Raw genomic sequence first — 17,500 nt, forward strand, 5'->3', positions numbered from 1 at the left:
CAGCTGCACTCAGGCTGATGGCGAATCAACAGACCATGCTGAGACGGATCCAACGCAATGTCGCTGGCAGTGGCAGGACGAAGAGCTGGTGCTGCTGGCACAGAAAGCCATCTGGAGACCGGCCGGTGAGGAACTGTTTGTTGCGGATCTTCATCTAGGCAAGGCCGAGGTTTTCCAGGCCTGCGGCATCCCGCTCCCAAGTGATAACGACCGGGGAACATTGCTGCGACTGGAGAATCTCTGTAAGCAGTGGCGTCCTCAACGCGTCATCATTCTTGGGGATCTAATCCATGGCCCACTCGGTGTCACCGAGCGCCTGCGGGCTGATCTGAGAAATCTGCACGAGCGATTGGATGCCGAAGTGCTTTTGATCGGTGGCAACCATGACCGCCACCTGCATGCAGCTGCTTTTCCCCAGCATCCTTCCTTCAGGCTTGGAGACCTTTGGCTCAGCCACGAACCGGAACGACCCTGCGACGGGCTTGCAGGACTGAATCTCTGCGGACATATTCACCCCACAACCACCCTGCGCCAGGGCTCGGACCGACTGAGGCTTCCCTGCTTCGCCTACGACACTGTCGAACAGCGAATGTTGATTCCTGCATTCGGAGAGTTGACGGGAGGGCATGACTGCCGTATTCGTGGCCCTAAATGGTTGGTAGCTGAGGGCACCATTGTTCCTTGGCTCGACAACGCACAGGCATTCAGAGGGTCAAGTCTGAAATGGTGACGCGGACCCGTACCAGAACTGCTGCGCCACCACGCAAGAAGCGCGTACGGCGCCGTCGTCCCCGTCAGAAACGTCTGCAAAAACGCTGGCTGATTCTCAGTGCGCCCTTTGGAATCTTTGCGGCCCTTGTCGCACTGGCACCGGCAACTCCTCAACCTGATGCCCTCTCAACACTGAAGGAGCAAGCCAGTGGCGATTCACTTGGTGCCTTCCGCTATCAATCCGATGACGAGGTATACGCCCTCGATTTCGATCCAAGAAAAGTGCGTTTGGGACTGCTCGAGGGCTGGGACCGCGAACAGGACGCTTTTGAGGATTCAGCGGCTCTAGCTTATGTCTCAGGTCCGATGTACGAGCGTCACATCGACGACGGCGGCCAGGAAATCACCGTTCCACTTGGTGATCTGAAATTCGGTCAGAAAGTCTGGCAGGGCAGGAATCGAACAGCATCACGGCAACGTGCGTTTGTCGGCATCAAGCGTGATGGAACTGTGGATTTCGGCTACGGAGAACTCACTCCAGAACGAGCTGAGATCTACGACATGTTCGTGGGTGGTTTGCACAGTGTCTACAACGATCTGACCGAACCGCCTGACAGCTACAAAGGGGCCTACAGCATCAGCATGGGCCAGCGCATCCGCTACTACCTGCCCAGGATCCGCATGGTCTATGGACTGCGCAGCGATGGCCGGATGGAGATGCTGATGAGCAGAGACGGCCTCACACTGGAGCAGACAAGGGAGCTTGCCCGTCGCCGAGGTTTCGTGGCCGCTTACATGCCAGATCATGCCTCCAAGAGTCGCCTGATCATCCCGGGAGTGAAAGGATTCACAGAGGAGGACGCCAACTGGATCAGCGGTGGCGCGACCAGTTTTGTGCACGTGCCGTACCTGCTGCGGCTGAGTGAACGCCGCTTCCACCTGCAAGGCGGTTTGGTTGGGAACTTCACGGAAACTCTGCGATCAAAGGTGGAATGTCAGAGCCCACTGGACTGTGCTGAAGCCGCCGGTCACCGTCTGATTGACAGAGCCCTTGCAGGACTGAACCGCGTCATGGAGCAAGGGGTGGAGCCCGTTGCCCGACTGATCTGGAAACCGAAACGCCAGCCCCTGAAGCCTGGCTCGTCTCAGGACGAACAGAGGGGCAGTCCTGATCGTTCGCCATTGCCTGAACCGCCGATCACCGCTGATCCCCTCGTGTTGCTTGAACAGCCGCGGCCAGAAGGAAATGCTGATGCTGATGGCCCTGAGATGGGGCTTCCTCCCTATGAACGCGATCTTCCCCCCGATCTGCCACCACCTGTTGTTCTGTCACCGGAAGAGGTTCCCAGCGACGAGTCCGCCCGCCCTTCCCAGGACTCCGATCAACCACAGGCAATCAATGAACCCGGTGAGGAGTCACCACCTTTTGAGGATCAGAACTCAGGCACTGACCAGCCAGATCCCCTTGTAGGGGCACCACCACCACCCGAGCTTCCACCACCGGCCTCCTGAGGTCAGCTTCGCTTCAGATCGGATAACAATCAGCTGTTTTGATCAAAACCAACAATTCACTTGAAGCCAGACTGAATTGATGGGGTCCTGAATAAAGAGGAGAAGTTGACTTTTGCTGACATAACAACATAAGGCGATTCCCATCACTGAATCGTTCACAAGCACGATCAAATTCCGCAGATCTCAAGGAACAAATGCAGGATCAAAACATCACCAGCTTTGGCCAATCACTCTCTGACAATGAGCAGCTGTGATGCCTGACTGACAATCCAACGTCGACGCATTTTGCAGTCAGGACGTCGTTAGAATCTGATCAATTTCTCGTTTTCGCAGTCAATCTGAACTTTAAGTCTGCCTCGAATAGCTCCAGATGCAGTGCTGAGGTATTTCGCTTGAATTCGCTTGAATTCTCAGGGCTGCCGGTAACGACTAACGCTTGAAGAGGCCGTTGCAATCTCCCGTTGCGGGTGTCTTGAAACAGATGTTTTCCGGAGACCAGTAGCCGACTGCTGGGAAGCGAAGGCCCTGGCGACGCGCCTCAGCATTGACGGCTTCAACGCCTCGTGCCGTCACCAGTACGTGGCCTGGGGCTTCAACCTGATCGAGGAATGTCTGTTCAGGCATCTCCTTCTGTGGAGAGGACAATACAGGACTGGCGAGCAGTGCCAGCGCAGAACAGAACAGGGAACAGGCGTTGCGAACAGACATCATTCAGCGGCGAAAAATCAAAGAACAAAGCAATGGAATCAGTTGTTGGTCACAACCACAGGAGTCCCTACATCCACCTGCTGAAACAACTTGACCACATCCTTGTTGAGCATGCGAATACATCCAAGGCTTACTGCGGAACGCAGTTTCACCCAGTTTGGCCAGGCGGTTCCGTGAATTGCGTATTCACCTGAGCCGACCTGGAAATAAGCCATGTAACGAACGCCCACCGGATTCTTGGGGCCTGGCGCAATCACCTTCCCCCCCTTGTGATACACCGGCGCATCTTCCATCCGGGTGATGGCATAGCTGCCCGCTGGAGTCGGGGATTCAGGAGCGCCGATCGCAACGGGGAAACGCTCGAGCACCTTACCGTTGTCGAACAAGGTGAGATAACGCTCCTTGAGGCTGATTTCTATCGATTTCTCAGCCCGTGCAGGCATCTGGATCAGACCGAGAGTCAGCGCAGCCAACCCCGCAGATAGGGCCATCCGCCTGAATCGAAAAACCATGCCTCGGGACTCAACATTCCGCGACATTGTGACCCAAGATCGGGTCCGGCTACCGTCTCACCATTCCTGCTCAGACCTGTGACTCACTTCCAGGCGTTCCATTCCGCACTCAGAAAGCGTTCCGCAAGGTGGATGGCAGCTGCCGTTCTCGGTGTTTCCTGCGGGATTGTGCAGAGAGCTGAAGCCGGATTCTCACCGGAACAACTGGAGGCTTTTGAGGTCACGGAGATGAGAGCCACCGTGACCACCGCACTTCCTGCGGAGAAAGTGATCGAGGTGATCGATCCCCATGGTCATAAGGAAATCCTCACTGTGGGGATCGATCTTGAGCCCCTTGCACTGGAGAAAGGCGACGAGGTGTCCCTGTCCATTCTCGATGGCCTGGTCGTCGAGCTGGAAGCCAGCACCAACAAAGACCTCAGTTTCAACCGCGAAGACATCATTCTTCCCGAAGACATGGGCAAGTTGAAAGAGGGGATGCGTGTGGCCCTGGCCTCCGGAACAGCCCGGGTGGTCAGCATCGATAGACAGGACAACAGCATCGATCTTCTCGGGCCCCTCGGTGGCATCAATAACCTGGATGTGGTGATCACAGATGAGGCAAACCCCTTTGATCGCATCAAGGTCGGAGACACCGTCGATTTCCGACTGATCCAGCCACTGGCAGTGAATGTGCGCAAGTTGGCGCGCTCCACAACAGGTGAAGCGCTCAAGGGCTACCGGAGCAAGGGGGAACCACTGCTGGTCAGCCCGCTCGCAGCTCAGGAGGTCAACCTGAAAAGCGAGCTGCTTGAGGCCTTCGAGCTCGCGCAGCTCACAGCCACCATCGAACGGCTGGTCCCTGGCCAGAAACTGCTGCGGGTTAAGGGCGCTCGAGGCCACAGCATGCTCATCACCTCAGCGATCGACCCTGCCGAAGCGGGGCTCAAGGTGGGAGATCAGGTGAATATTGAAATGCTGCAGGGTCTGGTGGTGGATCTGCGCAGCTCCCAGCAGAAGCGACTCAATCTGCAGCGTGAAGACCGCAGGTTGGGCCGGGATTTCGGACCGGTGCCTGCTGGTGCTCGCGTGGCCATGGCCAGTGGAACAGCCGAGGTTGTGCGCCTCTCGCGCACCGATCACAAAGTCACGCTGAGAGGCCCCCTAGGCAAAATTCACAAGCTCGACATCCGCCCTGAGCTCGAGGATGAAGTGTTTGCCGGCTTGAGCGTCGGAGACATGGTCGACTTCCGTCTGATCAAACCCATCGCCATCCGAATCAAGCCGGTCGCCAGTCGTTAGCCCTGAGCTGATGCCAGTGCCCTGACGACATCACCGCGGGTGAGAACCCCGACAGGACGACGCTCGGCATCAACAACAATCAGGCGTTGTGTTCCCTTCTCATGCAGCATCGAAGCAGCCTTGGGTAGCGGAAGACTGATGTCGCAGCTGTGGCTGTCGCGGCGCATCAGGTCACCAACACTGTTACCCAGCACCTGATGCACCTGACGATCCCAGTTCAAGGGATTGCGCAGGTAGATGACGCTGTCGAGAAGCATCACGTAGGGACCGACATCCACACCGCTCTCACGAACCATCAGATCCTGTTCAGTCAGTTCGCCGATCAGGACACCCTGGCTGTCAGTCACTGGTAATCCACTCACGTGGTGGTCGTTGAGCAGGCTGACTGCATCCTGAAGCAGGGTCTCCGCCGTCACCGTCAGCACCGGAGCGGACATCACCTCCCCGACCGTCTGCTGGAGCACCATGGGACCTGATCAACTGCACGCATTCTGAGCCTTGATCTCTCCCTGGCGATTGTGGGCCGATCGACTCACACTCCTGCGAGCCCTGCTCGGCGCACCGTTGCTGCTGCTTCTGGCTTCAGGACAGCCTGCCTGGGCATGGATGCTGCTGCTGATCGGAGCCCTGAGCGACTTGGCGGATGGATGGATGGCCCGCAAGGCGGGTGGAGGCAGCAGCTGGGGCGCGAGGCTTGATCCATTGGCCGACAAACTATTGGTCAGCGCTCCGTTGATCTGGCTGGCGGTCGATCAGAGACTGCCGCTTTGGGCCGTCTGGCTGCTGCTGGCCAGGGAGCTGCTGATCTCCGGGTGGAGGTCAGGCAGCCAGGGAGGCGCCCCGGCCTCCTGGCTGGGCAAGTGGAAAACCACATTTCAGTTCCTGAGTCTGTTTCTGATGCTGTGGCCCGCAGGCTGGACATCAGTTCGGATCACCCAGGTCATGCACGCACTGGGCTGGTGGCTGTTCTGGCCAGGTCTGGTCCTGGCCCTCTGGTCAGCCGTTGCCTACCTCAGACCCCGATCAGCACCTGATCGGCACTGAAGTCTGGTGAGGCTGTGGGTGCCAGGGCGTAGTCGCGCTTGTAGCTGTCTTCCATGCAGGCACGCGCATCAAACCTCGGGGTCCAGGCCAGCTCACGTTCAACCCGACTGATATCGGTGAGAAAGTGGCTGAGTCTCAACGGGAAGCCCTTGCGGGCCTTCGGGTCGAGACCACTGGGATCGAAGCTGCGCAGGTCGAGACTGCCAGGCTCCCGACCGCAGGCCAGAGCGGCCGCCTCGATCAGGCCTCGGAAGGTGATTCCTTTCTTGGCGGAACAGTTGTAGATGCGATTGCAGGACGCATCCACCTCAAGGCTGCGCGCCATGGCTTCAGCAAGATCCTCAACATGACCGATCTGGGTGATGGTTGAGCCGTCTCCAGGCAGTGGGACGGGTCGGTCATTGACGATTCGATCGAAGAACCAGCGCTCCACTGGGTTGTAGTTACCAGGGCCGACGATGTAGGTGGGCCTGAAACTGGTGAAGGCAATACCCTCGCGCATCAGCCATTGCTCGGTTTCCGCCTTGCCCGCATGGCGACTGGCGGGATCAAGCGCGCTCTCCTCATCGAGGGGCCATGAGGGGCTGCCCGCGTAGACACCCGCTGAACTCACATAGAGAAAACGATGGGTGGGTGCACCGGTGCGCTCCACAACCCTCTGACTGTCGATAAGGGTGCGACCGGAACTGTCGACGATCACATCAAAGCCGCGGCCCTTGAGCTGATCAAGCGCCTCGTCATCACCACGATCCCCGTTCACGGCCTCAACACCTTCTGGAACGGGCTGACGACCGCGGGTGAACAGCGTGAGGCTGTGACCCTGCTGAAGCAGACGGCTTACCAGGGGCTTGCCAACGAAGCGGGTTCCCCCCATCAACAGGATTTGCACAACCACCCAGGCAGACCAAGGGGTATTGAAGCGTGCTCAACCCATCCATGCAGGATGGGAGTCACTCCATCGCAACGACCATGCAGATCATTCCAGCCATCGACCTGCTGGGTGGGGCCTGCGTCCGTTTGCACCAGGGGGACTACGACCAGGTCACCCGCTTCAACGATGATCCTGTGTCTCAGGCCAGAAGCTGGCAGGACCAGGGTGCCAGCCGTCTGCATCTCGTGGACCTCGACGGAGCACGCAGCGGCGAACCGGTCAATGACACAGCGGTTCGCGCGATCACGGCATCACTGTCGATCCCTGTGCAGCTCGGCGGAGGAGTGCGTTCGGCGGAGCGGGCAGGGGAGCTGCTGGAGTGCGGCCTCGAGCGGGTCATCCTGGGAACGGTCGCCCTTGAGCAGCCTGATCTTGTGGTGGAACTGGCGAATCGATATCCCGGACGGATCATCGTGGGCATTGATGCCCGACAAGGCAAGGTCGCCACAAGGGGGTGGGTTGAGAACAGCGACACGGAGGCCACGGCACTGGCGGCGCGCTTCAGTGAATCAGCGATCGCCGCAATCATCAGCACCGACATCAGTACCGATGGAACCCTGGCGGGCCCGAATCTGAGTGCCTTGAGAGAGATGGCAGCTGCCAGCTCAGTTCCCGTGATCGCCTCCGGTGGGGTTGGTTGCATGGCTGACCTGCTGGCTCTGCTGGCCCTGGAACCTCTCGGCGTTGAAGGCGTCATCGTCGGCCGAGCTCTCTATGACGGACGTGTTGATCTGCGGGAGGCTCTCAAGGCGCTCGGCGAGGGACGGCTACAGGACCCGCCGACAGGACTTTGGCAAGACCTGGCCTGAGGGCATCCGGAGGACGGTTTCGTATCACGGGTCTAACCTGAAATCGTTACGACGACTGCCGTGGAGTCGCTGGTCGAGTCATTTCTGCCAGAGGGAGCCAGTGAGCAGCGCACCCTTCAGGACGCACTCGATCGTTGCCGACACCTGGGCATGCGACTGAGCAGACAACGGCGAATGGTGCTCGACCTGCTGTGGAGTGAAGCCAGTCATCTGAGCGCAAGAGACATTTTTGAAAAGCTCAATCAGCAAGGCCGGAAAATCGGCCACACCTCCGTGTATCAGAACCTTGAAGCGCTTCAGAGCGCTGGCCTGATCGAGTGTCTCGATCGAGCCAGCGGGAGGCTTTATGGATATCGGAACGATCCGCACAGCCACATCACCTGCCTGGAGACAGGTGCCATTGAGGACCTGGATGTCACGCTTCCCGATGATCTGCTCAGGGAAATCGAGCGCCGGACCGGTTTCACCATCGAGTCGTACACCCTGCAGTTGAACGGTCGGCGCAGAATTGCCACTGGAGCATCCTCGCCAGTGCCGTTACCTTGACGCTCATCAGCACAGTTTCAGGGCATCGTGATCGACCAGGACCGGGAGATTCTGCTTTTCGCTCCCGATCTTCTCGGTGAAAGCCTTGCCGCGGAACTGCCCACTGAACAGCTCTCCTTCCTAGTAAGGCGCTCGGCCGATCAGCTTCAGAGACATCCATCACTGGTGATCTGGTCGCTGCCAGCAGACTTGCAGGCTCAGAGTCTTGAGCGGGAAATTCTTCAGCTGCAACAGCGCTGGACTCCTGCACCCACTCTTCTGCTTTTACCCGCTGACTACGGTCGTGATCCTCAGGCCCTGCTGGCGCTGAACTGTGACGGCATCCTCCAGGACCCGAACCTGGAAGCTCTCAGGGAAGCCGTCGAGATCCTCCTCAATGGAGGCAGGGTGCTGAAAATCAAGCCACAGTCGACACACTCCAAAAGCGCTGATCAGAGCCTGGGCATGGCGCAGGGGCTTCTGGTCAGCGGTCTGCAACAGATCGGCAGGGATCTTCAGGTCATCGAAGCGCTGCTCGACCCCCCACCAGAGCACCTGGTGCTGCGCCTGATGCTGGAGGGTCGTTGCCGTGAACTGCGCAGTGCCAGAAACCTGCTTCTGTGGCTCTGGGGACCTCTTCACACCGGTCTTGCTGAAGCAATGCCCTTGCGTGATCACAGCAAGACCCTTGAACTGACCCTGAATGACCGAGAACCAACGGCCGTCTGGCATGCGATTCAGCAACGACTCGAAGGTGCCGTGACCAGCGGACTGGGAAACGACACAGGCCGCCTGCTCGCCATTGAGGGACTTCACCCGGAGCGACGCCGTGACCTGTTGCTGGCTCTTCTTCAGCAACTGCACCAGGTTCTTCTGCGTCTTCGGGGCGATGAGCTCATCCGCACTCGCGACCAGGAGGCACTGAGCGCTCGCTGGCAGTCCCTGCAGACGGAAGTGAAACAACAGGCCTTGCGCAGCGTCGCTGGCAATTACGTGCGACTGCCTCAGGGAGACGGTCTTGTCGCGGTGGCAGATCAACTGGTGGATCGGACCGATCTCCGACAAGACGATGATGAGCTGCCAGACCCGCAGTCGATGCTGGCTTCACTGGTGCTGGATCAACCGGTGCTTGTCGATGGTCAGCTTCTCCCCTCAGACGACCCAAGAGCTTTGCTGCAGCTGGAAACCCTGATCAGCAACTGGCTTGTGCGAACCGCTGAACTGATCGGTTCCGAACTGCTCGGAATCTGCGGCGAATGGCCCGAACTGCGCCGATATCTTCTTCAGGAGAACCTGATCTCCACGCGTGAGCTTGAGCGGCTGCGCAACCAACTCAACAGTCAGTCGCGTTGGCAGGACTGGATCGAACGACCAATCCGCTTGTACGAGAGCCGGCGCTTGCTGTTCAGCCTCAAAACCGGGCGCATCGAACCCCTACTGCTGACCGAGCCGAGAGACGAGGAGCTCAGGCGCCTACGCTGGTGGCAACAACAGGTGGCTCTGATTGTCGAGGCTCGCGATGCAATAGCTCCACAGGTTCAGGCTCTGGTCAAACGTCTTGGAGACCTGATGGTGGTGGTCCTCACCAAAGTGGTGGGCAGGGCGATCGGTCTGATTGGGCGTGGCATCGCACAAGGTATGGGTCGCAGTCTTGGGCGCAGCTGATTTCCAGCAGCCAGCCTTCACCAGGGCTCAGAATACGAAAACTGTTCCGCTGCCATGACCGCGTTCCTGCTCCGTTCCATCGTCGCGGTGCTGTCGCTGATGCTGTTGGCGATGCCGGCTATGGCCATCAGGGAAACCGACAGTTACGACGGCAACATCTTCGCGCTCTACGCAGGCAACGGATCACTGGTGCCTCCTGCAGTCAGCCTGGCCGATTCACAGCTGGCGGGACGCACGAGCGTGATCGTCTACTACCTGGATGACAGCCGAACGAGCAAAGCCTTCTCACCGGCCGTATCGGAACTTCAAAGGCTCTGGGGGAACAGCGTGGACCTGCTGCCTTTGACAACCGATGCGCTGCAGGGCAAAGAGACCAGTGACCGGACAGACCCTGCGCACTACTGGCACGGCATCGTTCCGCAGGTGGTGGTGATCTCCGGAGATGGCCGGCTGCTGCTTGATGAGGAGGGTCAGGTCCCTCTGGAGCAGATCAACGCAGCCATCAGTGAGGCGACCGGACTTCCTGCACCGCAGGGAGAAAGCAAGAGCTTCAGTTTCAACGAACTCAACACGGAAGTGATCTCCCGGTGATCCGCTCTTGAAGGATCACGAGGACGCCTTACGCTTCGCGCCATTGAGACCGGCCGACTGCCGACGTTGACATGTGTGTTCTGCTCGTGATCCTGCTCCTGCTCGGACTGGGAGTTTTCTGGATCGAGGCGCGCCATCGGCTGAGACCCACATCACCGCTTCAGCTGCGTCAACTGGACTGGAACGTTCAGGTACAGGGAAAGGATCTCGAGCTGGAGGGGTGGATCGAAATCAGTAACCCTCACCCGCGCATGGAAGTGATGGTGCCTGAGATCCAGGTCAATCCTGTTCTGATCGGCAGCTCGGACCTCAGTGATGTGACTGTCAGAACACGGATCACTCCCCACCACCCCGACGAGGACACCCGGGCTGACGGCTATTGGCCCGCCTACATCGTGAAAGGGCGCAAAAGCACCCGTATCCAGGTCAGTGTCATCCTCAGCGATCAGACAGGTGCTGCGGTTGCGGATCGGGTCGATACGCTCTGGATGGACGTCAACTGGGTGAACTACGGACCTTTTGGACGGCTTGCTCGTCGCCAGGGCGTGGTCGTTCCACTGCGCAGACCTGCCGTGGTGCAACCAGCAGAGGTTGAATTCCGCTCAGGCGAGAGCTGCAGGGTGCTTCCGCTGAAAACACACCTGCTCGGCCCGCTCGACAACACGCTTGAAGTGCTGCGTGACTATGCGGGCGAACTGGTGCGGCCTGGCGACATTCTCACAATCGGTGAGACCCCCGTCGCAGTGATTCAGGGGAGATACACCCACCCCTCCATGGTCAAACCGACCTGGATCGCTCGATTGCTCTGCCGCGTGTTCCACCCGACCAGCAGCCTCGCCACCGCCTGCGGATTGCAAACCCTGATTGATCAGGTCGGACCAACAAGGGTCATTCTCGCCTGGTCGATCGGCTTGGCACTGAAAGTTGTTGGCCTGAAGGGCTGGTTCTATCGCCTTGCCGGCGAGCAGGCGCGCCTGATTGATGACATCACCGGAACAACACCTCCATACGATCAGACAATCGTGCTGGGGCCTGCAGACCCTGTCCAGCTGTGCCAGGACGCCGCAGAAGCTCTCGGAGTCTCCGTGGCAATCGTTGATGTGAACGATCTCGGACGGGTGAAGGTGCTGGCCTCCAGCAGCGGTTGTGATGAAGCATTGCTGCATCGCGCGCTGCGACCGAACCCGGCAGGCAATGCCAACGAGCGCACACCGCTGGTGCTGGTCCGACCCGCCTGACCTCCTTTTGTGTAAAGCGGCGATAGATTTATAAAGTGGTGGAGGCCTGCCGTGGCAACGACAGCGGGATTCCGGCTCCGGGTTGAGCCATTGAAAGTCAGTCATCTGGGCCAGATCGCATCGGTTCCCGATGTCTGCTCCTCCATTCAGAACAGCGCTCTGCAGAGCTTGCTGGTTCAGTCCTGGTTCAGCCGTCTCGAGCAGTTTCTTCCCGACCCCCTCAATGCGCGACTCACCAGGGTTCTCGCCCTGATTGAGTCTTCCTGTGAATCAACAGACCAGGTTGAGACTCTGCTGCTGATGCGCTCCGGCAACCGCCGCAGCAGCTGCTGGAATCTCGACCTTCTCTCCCTTGCATCACCACGTCACTTCAGTCGCCAGCAAGGCCTGCGTCTGCTGGTGCAGCAGGCACTGAGTGATGACATCGCTCGCTGTCGCAGCTGGCTCGTTCGTTGCGATCCCTTGGATCAGCCACAGCTGGATGTGTTGAGGGAGTTTGGATTTCAGCCGCTGCGACAGGTGCGCGTCTGGAATCCACCCAATGCAGCCGCGTCATCATCCCCTGAATCGAAGAGCAGTGAGCTGCCTCCCGATGGTCTCTGCTGGAACTCGCTCAACCGAGACAATGCACGACAACTGCTGGCCCTTGAACAGGCCAGCATCAGCCCTCAGCACAGGCAGATTCTTGATCGACAGTGGTGCGACCTGCTTGACCTGAGCGGCAGCGGATCAATGGTTCTGACCGTTGACAGAGACGGAACCAATGCGGTGATTGCAGGTCTGATCAGGCGCCCCTGGGGGATGGATTCACCCCGCCTGGAAGTGTTGCGTGGACCGGCATGGGATGAACGCATTGGCTCTGGTCTGCCCGCGGCGTTGTCGCAGCTGCTGAACCAGCAGTGTTCCCCGTCTCTTCTTGTCCCGGAGGAGGATGATCAGCTGAGAGCCGTGCTTGCTAATCATGGATGGCAGGAAGCAAACCTGGAAATGATGTTGGGACGCAGCATCTGGAGGCGTGTGCACCAACGCAACCTGGGTGGTCTCCGGCCACTTGAATCAATGCTCGGCCGCCTGCAGCCACAACAACCTCCCCTGCCTAATCCGAGCCTTGCCCCGAGGCGATGAATGAGCTCACAGCCCCTAGCGCGATCAGCCCTGAGTCTTGATGTGGGTCGTCGCAGAATCGGCCTGGCTGGCTGTGATGGGCTTGGTTTGACCGTCACACCACTCATCGCCTTGAAACGAGGCGACTTTGACAATGATCTCAGCTATCTGAAGCAACTCTGTGCGGAACGCAGGGTCGAGGCCCTGGTGGTGGGCTTGCCCCTTGATGAAGGTGGCAATCCCACCTTGCAGGCCAGACACTGTCAGCGCTATGGAGCTCGGCTGGCTCGTGCCCTCTCACTTCCGATGGCCCTTGTGAACGAACACAGCAGCAGCTGGGCTGCCGCTGAACGCCATCAATTGCATGGGGATCGAAGTGGACGACTGGACAGCGCCGCGGCGGCACTGCTGCTGGAACAGTGGTTAGCTGATGGGCCTGAGGCGCAACCAGTCCAGATGGCGCCTGAAAGTGATGGCGAAACGGATGCTGATGCAAGATCGTGGACTTCAATCTCACCAGCGCCATGAGTTCAAGCGGACCTGCAACCAGCGGTGAGGTGCCCACCGTTCTCGTCAAGGACCGTGACGGACAAGACCTGCTCTGCTTTCTTGAGCAGCTGATCCCACTTGATGACAAGGATTACGCACTGCTCACTCCAGTGGACACGCCTGTGTGTCTGTTCCGACTGCGTGACGGGGATGATCCTGAACTGATCGACAGCATCACCAGCAGCGAACCAATCCTTTCTGTTGCTGACGTCGTGCTCCAGGAACACGATCTCACGCTTGTCCGCTCAGCGGTGACGCTGACCGTCAACGGTGAGCTTGATGAACCTGATCCTGAGGATCTCGAGGAAGAGGATGTTGACGATGAGTCTGAAACCTATGAGCTGTTGGTGAGTTTTCTGGTGGATGAACAGGAGTATGGCCTTTACATCCCTCTGGATCCATTCTTCGTGGTGGCGCGGATGGAAGACGGTGCAGCACTTCTTGTCGAAGGTGAGGAGTTCGACCGTGTTCAACCACGTATCGAAGCCGAGCTGGAAGAACAGGGACTGCCTGAGTGATGCAGCGTCACTGGCTCACACCGGATTGGGATCCGGGCCTGACTCTGGCCCATTTGCCGCTAGAACCACTGCTGGGGAGAGGCATCAGGGTTCTCTTGCTCGATGTGGACAGGACTCTTCTGCCCGGGCGGGATGTGGAACTGCCCCTCCCAATGCGTCGATGGACAGAGGATGCTTCGCGTCTGCTGCACATCCATCTGATCAGCAATAACCCCTCGCGCCAGCGGATCCAGGCTGTGGCGAACCAGCTGAATGTCACTTACACCTGCTCGGCATCAAAGCCTCGCAGTGGCGCGATTCGTCGAGTGATCGGCAACTTGCCTCACAGACCGGCAGAGATCGCGATGGTGGGTGATCGTCTGTTCACTGATGTTCTTGCCGGCAACAGGCTTGGGCTTTACACCGTTCTGGTGAAACCCCCCAACTCCGACGGCACACCCTGCAGTCACGATCGTGTTCAGAGGCTGGAGCGACGCCTGGCCCGATTCATTGGAGCTGTGGGTCAATGACACTCAGGGTTGTGAAAGTGGGGACCAGCCTGCTGCGACAACGCCCTGAGACATCCACGGCGGAGGCGATTGCAGGGTTATCCAGCAGCCTGGCGGACAGCATGGGCCGCGGAGATCGAACCGTGCTGGTGTCATCCGGAGCCGTTGGTCTCGGCTGTCAACGATTAGGGATGAGTCTCCGTCCCCTCAGCCTTTCAGGACTTCAGGCTGCGGCATCCGTTGGCCAGGGCTATCTGATGAGCCTTTATGAGAAAGAGTTCTCACGCCATTGCATTCCAGTCGCGCAGGTGCTTCTCACTCGCGCAGATCTGGCAGACCGCCTGAGTTATCACAATGCGTCCGCCACCCTCAACCAGCTACTGGAGTGGGGAGTGCTTCCTGTGGTGAATGGCAACGACACGGTCTCCGCCGAGGAGTTGAAATTCGGCGATAACGACACGCTCTCAGCACTTGTTGCCGCTGCCGTCAAAGCGGATGAACTGATTCTGCTCACTGATGTTGACAGTCTCTATTCAGCGGATCCCCGCAGTGATCTTTCCGCCAAACCCATCAAGGAGGTGCACGACCCAGAACAGATCGACGAGCTCGAGGAAGGCGCAGGCAGCGGGGGCCGCTGGGGCACCGGAGGCATGGCCACCAAACTTGCCGCGGCTCGCATCGCCACCGCAAGCGGAGTCACGGTGCACCTTGGCGATGGCCGGGACTCCCTGGCGTTGCAGAACATTCTGCGAGGGGGGCGAGGCGGCACTGTTTTCCATCCCCATCCAGAACCGCTCGGCAACCGCAAGAGCTGGCTGGCTCACGCACTTAAACCAACAGGCACATTGAACCTTGACCAAGGAGCCTGCAGAGCGCTGCTCAACAAAGGCGCTTCGCTACTGCTTGTTGGAGTCACCGATCTGGATGGAGAGTTCGAGGCCAACCAGGCCGTGCTGCTGCTCGATGAGAACGGTCAGGAAGTGGCTCGAGGCCTGGCGACAATGAGCAGCGAAAGATTGCGCAGCATGCTCACGGAGACAGCTTGCAATCTGAACAAAACCGGTGGTTCACCTGTTGTGGTGCACCGCGATGCAATGGTTCTGACGAAATCCTTCTCTCGCCAGGAATGAGTCTAATTTGAAACAAACAATTGATCATGCATTATTTCATCAAAGAACATTTAATCAAAATTTTCTATACGCTTAAACGGTTGAATTAAAGATTATTTATTCGAAGACAAACCGAGATAATACCCAAATCCGTTGGCGCAGATCATACTCAGAAACAGAAATGGAATAATGATGTTGGCATAATCATAGGCCAGCCAGGACGTGAGCAGAAAAGCACCCACGGAGGCAGCAGCGAACAGACTGATTATCGGGTCCTGATTAGACGACATAACACGAATCAAACCAATTTCAAATTTAATGGCTGAATTGATGCATGGATGTATCAGTATCTACAACATGAATCAACATCAGAACTGAAATGCCACCTTGACGACACTGTTGGCACAAAACCGGAACGACGGTTCCACACACTGATTCCAAAATGAAATAATCAAATTCTCAAAAGACAGTGCAAAGACCCCGCCAGTGATGAATGCAGCCAGATCGAGCCTGAAAATTGAATCTATTTAAGAGCTGGCAAAACAACATAGATATAGAGAAGCAGACCCGAATACAAACCCCCGAGAATCAGAATCCACTTCGACATAATCAATGATTTGGTTGCTCCAGCATAGCCAACAGGCCGCTGAGCCTCTTGAGCAGCAGAACCTCACCGGCAAAGTGAAAGACCAGAGACAAATAGAACTATCTGAAACCCTGAGAGATAAGCTCCTCCCGCAATAACCATTACCTTGAAAACAGGAAAGACTCCAACGCAGTGTTTCAAGAAATCTAAATTCAATAACTGGAGCACGAAAACGTGCCCAGAAAATCAACATACCAGCAGAACAAATAGATCAGTCGCTCATCAAAACATACACGAAATATTTTTTTTCAAGATCGCCAACTGGCTCGAACAGCACAAAAGCCTGATGAGTCGTGATTTCGAGACAGTTTCATCCGCATCATTGACGTCTTTGCCGGCTAACTTTGCAGAGACTTTTCACTGGTTTCTCAAACCCTGCCAGCAACGGGTGCGTTGCATGCAAGCGCTAGAGCTTCAGCTGTGAAAAGGATGTTCAGTCAATTGGTAGGTTCCCATGCGCTTCAGCGAGTTGATCGCGATCCTTGAGCAGGGCGAGTCTGGCGTTCTCAAGGTTTCCACAGCGCAAGATCCGGAACTGCGTGGAGCCGCATCACTTGAATGCGCACAAATCGATCAGATCAGCTTCCTTGAACAAGGCAATGCTCTGGTGGCAAGCCTTGAGACAAGCGCGGTGGGTGCGGTGCTGCTTCCCGATCAGGAAGAGCTGAAGTCGCTTGCGGAACAGAGACAACTGGCATGGGCGGTTTGCCGCGATCCAAGACTTGCTTTCGCTGAAACGCTGGAACAACTACATCCGCGTCGCGTCCTGCATGCGGGCATTCATCCAAGCGCTGTGATCTCCGATCGGGTTCAGCTTGGTGTGGGGGTCAGTGTGGCAGCCAACGTGACGATCGGGGATGACTCGAGGATCGGAGCTCAAACCGTGATTCACCCAGGTGTGGTGATCTACGGCGACGTGGAAATCGGGGAAGGCTGCGAATTGCACGCCAATGCCGTCCTTCATCCCGGTTGCCGCATCGGCAATGGGTGCGTTGTGCACTCCAATGCGGTTGTGGGTTCTGAAGGATTTGGGTTTGTGCCAACGCCCAAGGGCTGGCGCAAGATGCCACAAACAGGCCTGGTGATTCTCGAAGACGGTGTCGAGATTGGTTGCGGCAGCACGATTGACCGTCCTTCCGTCGGCGAAACACGCCTCGGTGCCGGCAGCAAAGTCGACAACCTCGTCCAGATCGGACACGGCGTGGTGACAGGACGGGGCTGTGCTCTGGCCTCTCAGGTGGGCATAGCGGGTGGAGCCCGGCTGGGCGATGGTGTGATTCTTGCTGGGCAGGTGGGTGTCGCCAACCGTGCAGTGATCGGCGACAGAGCGATTGCAAGCTCCAAAAGCGGCATCCACGGCGAGATCGCCTCAGGAGAAGTCGTCAGTGGTTACCCGGCCATTCCCAACAGGCTCTGGCTTCGTTGTTCAGCTGCCTTCAGCAAATTGCCTGAGATGAGCAAACAGCTTCGTCAGCTCCAGCGTCAGGTGGCACCTTCGATCTCGCGCACTGAAGAACCAGGCACCGCTCAGTAGTCTCATTCCAATAGTCTTCTGCTCG

General features: G+C 57.8%; 19 protein-coding genes. 15 read left to right on the top strand and 4 right to left on the bottom strand.

Annotated elements, in window-relative coordinates:
* Window positions 1-85: 85 nt before the first annotated feature.
* Window positions 86-730, top strand: coding sequence for a ligase-associated DNA damage response endonuclease PdeM (gene pdeM / locus SIB83_RS00800; protein ID WP_413745417.1), 645 nt, complete (start codon window positions 86-88; stop codon window positions 728-730).
* Complete coding sequence (locus SIB83_RS00805; RefSeq protein ID WP_413747247.1) at window positions 724-2,223, top strand: hypothetical protein; 1,500 nt, start codon at window positions 724-726, stop codon at window positions 2,221-2,223. The genes pdeM and SIB83_RS00805 overlap by 7 nt, the downstream gene beginning before the upstream one ends.
* A gap of 429 nt (window positions 2,224-2,652) precedes the next feature.
* Here SIB83_RS00805 and SIB83_RS00810 read toward each other — a convergent pair whose 3' ends face one another.
* Together SIB83_RS00810 and SIB83_RS00815 are read right to left on the bottom strand one after the other, a co-directional pair.
* Window positions 2,653-2,934 carry a hypothetical protein gene (locus SIB83_RS00810; protein WP_413746485.1) on the bottom strand — a complete coding sequence of 94 codons (282 nt, stop codon included), beginning with the start codon at window positions 2,932-2,934 and terminating at the stop codon, window positions 2,653-2,655.
* A 35-nt stretch (window positions 2,935-2,969) separates the two neighbouring features.
* A complete protein-coding gene (locus SIB83_RS00815; RefSeq protein WP_413402938.1) occupies window positions 2,970-3,443 on the bottom strand; it encodes a L,D-transpeptidase in 474 nt (157 codons plus the stop codon).
* Window positions 3,444-3,575: 132 nt separating this feature from the next.
* Here SIB83_RS00815 and SIB83_RS00820 point away from each other — a divergent pair, with 132 nt between their 5' ends.
* Complete coding sequence (locus SIB83_RS00820; protein ID WP_413402939.1) at window positions 3,576-4,724, top strand: hypothetical protein; 1,149 nt, start codon at window positions 3,576-3,578, stop codon at window positions 4,722-4,724.
* Here the strand turns inward: SIB83_RS00820 and SIB83_RS00825 are convergent.
* Window positions 4,721-5,191 (bottom strand): CBS domain-containing protein, encoded by a 471-nt coding sequence (locus tag SIB83_RS00825; RefSeq protein ID WP_413402940.1) that lies wholly within the window; start codon window positions 5,189-5,191, stop codon window positions 4,721-4,723. The genes SIB83_RS00820 and SIB83_RS00825 overlap by 4 nt on opposite strands.
* A 31-nt stretch (window positions 5,192-5,222) precedes the next feature.
* On the opposite strand from SIB83_RS00825, the gene pgsA reads away from it, so the two are divergent.
* Complete coding sequence (pgsA, locus tag SIB83_RS00830) at window positions 5,223-5,768, top strand: CDP-diacylglycerol--glycerol-3-phosphate 3-phosphatidyltransferase (RefSeq protein ID WP_413746486.1); 546 nt, start codon at window positions 5,223-5,225, stop codon at window positions 5,766-5,768.
* On the opposite strand, the gene SIB83_RS00835 is transcribed toward pgsA, so the two are convergent.
* On the bottom strand, window positions 5,737-6,657 hold the full coding sequence (locus SIB83_RS00835) for an NAD-dependent epimerase/dehydratase family protein (RefSeq protein ID WP_413406451.1): 921 nt from the start codon (window positions 6,655-6,657) through the stop codon (window positions 5,737-5,739). The two genes, pgsA and SIB83_RS00835, sit on opposite strands and share 32 nt — an antisense overlap.
* An 80-nt stretch (window positions 6,658-6,737) precedes the next feature.
* On the opposite strand from SIB83_RS00835, the gene hisA reads away from it, so the two are divergent.
* The 11 genes from hisA to lpxD all read left to right on the top strand — a co-directional run bounded on the left by hisA (window position 6,738) and on the right by lpxD (window position 17,475).
* Complete coding sequence (gene hisA, locus SIB83_RS00840; protein WP_413406453.1) at window positions 6,738-7,508, top strand: 1-(5-phosphoribosyl)-5-[(5-phosphoribosylamino)methylideneamino]imidazole-4-carboxamide isomerase; 771 nt, start codon at window positions 6,738-6,740, stop codon at window positions 7,506-7,508.
* Between the two features lie 150 nt (window positions 7,509-7,658).
* Window positions 7,659-8,054 (top strand): Fur family transcriptional regulator, encoded by a 396-nt coding sequence (locus tag SIB83_RS00845; RefSeq protein WP_413406455.1) that lies wholly within the window; start codon window positions 7,659-7,661, stop codon window positions 8,052-8,054.
* 27 nt (window positions 8,055-8,081) lie between these two features.
* A complete protein-coding gene (locus SIB83_RS00850) occupies window positions 8,082-9,698 on the top strand; it encodes a DUF3685 domain-containing protein (protein WP_413746487.1) in 1,617 nt (538 codons plus the stop codon).
* A gap of 54 nt (window positions 9,699-9,752) precedes the next feature.
* On the top strand, window positions 9,753-10,289 hold the full coding sequence (locus SIB83_RS00855) for a thylakoid membrane photosystem I accumulation factor (RefSeq protein ID WP_413746488.1): 537 nt from the start codon (window positions 9,753-9,755) through the stop codon (window positions 10,287-10,289).
* Window positions 10,290-10,360: 71 nt separating this feature from the next.
* Window positions 10,361-11,527, top strand: coding sequence for a F420-0:Gamma-glutamyl ligase (locus tag SIB83_RS00860; protein WP_413746489.1), 1,167 nt, complete (start codon window positions 10,361-10,363; stop codon window positions 11,525-11,527).
* A gap of 51 nt (window positions 11,528-11,578) precedes the next feature.
* The gene (locus tag SIB83_RS00865) at window positions 11,579-12,652 is read left to right on the top strand and encodes a hypothetical protein (RefSeq protein WP_413746490.1); all 1,074 of its coding nucleotides are present in this window, start codon (window positions 11,579-11,581) and stop codon (window positions 12,650-12,652) included.
* On the top strand, window positions 12,653-13,159 hold the full coding sequence (gene ruvX, locus SIB83_RS00870; protein WP_413746491.1) for a Holliday junction resolvase RuvX: 507 nt from the start codon (window positions 12,653-12,655) through the stop codon (window positions 13,157-13,159). It abuts the gene before it with no gap.
* Window positions 13,156-13,698: a DUF3727 domain-containing protein gene (locus SIB83_RS00875; protein ID WP_413746492.1), complete on the top strand. Its 543-nt coding sequence runs from the start codon at window positions 13,156-13,158 to the stop codon at window positions 13,696-13,698. Before ruvX ends, SIB83_RS00875 begins: the two co-directional genes overlap by 4 nt.
* Window positions 13,698-14,207 carry a YqeG family HAD IIIA-type phosphatase gene (locus SIB83_RS00880; protein WP_413402949.1) on the top strand — a complete coding sequence of 170 codons (510 nt, stop codon included), beginning with the start codon at window positions 13,698-13,700 and terminating at the stop codon, window positions 14,205-14,207. Before SIB83_RS00875 ends, SIB83_RS00880 begins: the two co-directional genes overlap by 1 nt.
* Window positions 14,204-15,316, top strand: coding sequence for a glutamate 5-kinase (proB, locus tag SIB83_RS00885; RefSeq protein ID WP_413402951.1), 1,113 nt, complete (start codon window positions 14,204-14,206; stop codon window positions 15,314-15,316). Before SIB83_RS00880 ends, proB begins: the two co-directional genes overlap by 4 nt.
* A 1,079-nt stretch (window positions 15,317-16,395) precedes the next feature.
* Window positions 16,396-17,475, top strand: a complete 1,080-nt coding sequence (gene lpxD, locus SIB83_RS00890) for a UDP-3-O-(3-hydroxymyristoyl)glucosamine N-acyltransferase (protein WP_413746493.1) — start codon at window positions 16,396-16,398, stop codon at window positions 17,473-17,475.
* Window positions 17,476-17,500: the final 25 nt, after the last annotated feature.

The sequence above is a fragment of the Synechococcus sp. MIT S9507 genome, assembly GCF_047304715.1.
Lineage (GTDB): Bacteria > Cyanobacteriota > Cyanobacteriia > PCC-6307 > Cyanobiaceae > Synechococcus_C.

Coding starts and splice junctions, on each gene's coding strand:
- hisA (WP_413406453.1), top strand. CDS start 6,738: ATGCAGATCATTCCAGCCATCGACCTGCTGGGTGGGGCCTGCGTCCGT.
- proB (WP_413402951.1), top strand. CDS start 14,204: ATGACACTCAGGGTTGTGAAAGTGGGGACCAGCCTGCTGCGACAACGC.
- SIB83_RS00805 (WP_413747247.1), top strand. CDS start 724: ATGGTGACGCGGACCCGTACCAGAACTGCTGCGCCACCACGCAAGAAG.
- lpxD (WP_413746493.1), top strand. CDS start 16,396: ATGCGCTTCAGCGAGTTGATCGCGATCCTTGAGCAGGGCGAGTCTGGC.
- SIB83_RS00815 (WP_413402938.1), bottom strand. CDS start 3,443: ATGGTTTTTCGATTCAGGCGGATGGCCCTATCTGCGGGGTTGGCTGCG.
- SIB83_RS00855 (WP_413746488.1), top strand. CDS start 9,753: ATGACCGCGTTCCTGCTCCGTTCCATCGTCGCGGTGCTGTCGCTGATG.
- SIB83_RS00860 (WP_413746489.1), top strand. CDS start 10,361: ATGTGTGTTCTGCTCGTGATCCTGCTCCTGCTCGGACTGGGAGTTTTC.
- SIB83_RS00880 (WP_413402949.1), top strand. CDS start 13,698: ATGCAGCGTCACTGGCTCACACCGGATTGGGATCCGGGCCTGACTCTG.
- SIB83_RS00825 (WP_413402940.1), bottom strand. CDS start 5,191: ATGGTGCTCCAGCAGACGGTCGGGGAGGTGATGTCCGCTCCGGTGCTG.
- SIB83_RS00845 (WP_413406455.1), top strand. CDS start 7,659: ATGCGACTGAGCAGACAACGGCGAATGGTGCTCGACCTGCTGTGGAGT.
- SIB83_RS00875 (WP_413746492.1), top strand. CDS start 13,156: ATGAGTTCAAGCGGACCTGCAACCAGCGGTGAGGTGCCCACCGTTCTC.
- SIB83_RS00820 (WP_413402939.1), top strand. CDS start 3,576: ATGGCAGCTGCCGTTCTCGGTGTTTCCTGCGGGATTGTGCAGAGAGCT.
- ruvX (WP_413746491.1), top strand. CDS start 12,653: ATGAGCTCACAGCCCCTAGCGCGATCAGCCCTGAGTCTTGATGTGGGT.
- SIB83_RS00810 (WP_413746485.1), bottom strand. CDS start 2,934: ATGATGTCTGTTCGCAACGCCTGTTCCCTGTTCTGTTCTGCGCTGGCA.